The sequence below is a fragment of the Arthrobacter sp. AQ5-05 genome (genome assembly GCF_003287975.1).
Taxonomy (GTDB): Bacteria; Actinomycetota; Actinomycetes; order Actinomycetales; family Micrococcaceae; genus Paeniglutamicibacter.
The window spans coordinates 1-1,096 of the sequence record NZ_QMKQ01000086.1 but is presented as its reverse complement, the minus strand read 5'-3'; the positions used below and the strand labels follow the sequence as shown (position 1 = coordinate 1,096).

General features: G+C 52.6%; 1 protein-coding gene. It reads left to right on the top strand.

Translation table 11 applies throughout. From position 1 onward, the window contains the following. Nucleotides 1-94: 94 nt before the first annotated feature. Nucleotides 95-1,096: IS630 family transposase (locus DQ353_RS21110; protein ID WP_113765141.1), on the top strand; the 1,002-nt coding region annotated here is incomplete at its 3' end.

Genomic DNA, 1,096 nt, shown 5'->3' with positions numbered 1-1,096 from the left:
TATGGCGGTCATAGTTCAAAAGCGGTTCCGAAAAAAGATTGATCCCGGCGCGTTAATCCTGTCCTGTATCCTGCGACAGTGTTAATTTTGGGCTATGCGAACCCCACAACTCAGCGATGAAGAGCGCCAACTCCTGAAGAAGTACAAAGCCAATGCACCCCACAAACTCGTGGTGAAAAAGGCTGAGGCATTGCTCTTGCTTTCTCGAGATGTTGCCCCGGAAGTCGTTGCAGAATTCGTGGATCGTGAACCCTCCACCCTGGATGATTGGGTGACGGATTGGAACCGTCAGCGCATGGCTTCGCTCTTGACGGGGCATGCAGGAAATCTGAACCGTAGCTTCCTGACCGAGGAGCAACGAGAAGCTGTCACGCAGGTGCTTTCCCAGCCTCCAGGAGAGGAATATCTGCCGGCCGAGTTCTGGGATGTCCCGAAACTGGATCACTGGTTATCGACCACGTTCGACGTGGAGTACGCCTCTAACACTTCGTATCATTTCTTGCTGCGCATGGCAGGGTTGTCGTTTCACAAGCCGGAGAAGTTTGACCGTCGGCGTGCCGATGAAAAGGTTATTGACCTGAGGGTGAAGGAAATCCGGGCAGAGCTGGTGGCACCGTTGGCTGACGCTGATACGTTGGTGTTCGCTGCTGATGAGGTGCGTATCGATCAAGAGGCGGTGGTGCGCAAGGCTTGGTATGAGAAGAATACGAAGACTGTGTTGAAAGTGGACCGGAAGAGGGCTTCCCAGTCATTTATCGGTTTCTTGAACCAGGACTCCGGTGAGTGTGTGACGTTGCGGTTGGATTGGCAGAATAGCGCCACGATTCTGGAGGCTGTGCAAACGTTGGTGGGGTTGAATCCGGGGAAGAAGATCGTGATTGTGTGGGACAACGCCTCATGGCATAAGAACAAGCTGATCCGTGCAGAACTGGCCAAGGGGCAAACACTTCAGGATGTTCATTTGATCAATTTTCCGCCCTATGCGCCGGATCATAATCCGATCGAGCATGTCTGGAATGATGCGAAGAACGCGATCAGTAACGTGCAGCGTAACGATTTTGAATCTACGGTGACCTCGTTTGAAGCGCATGTTCGT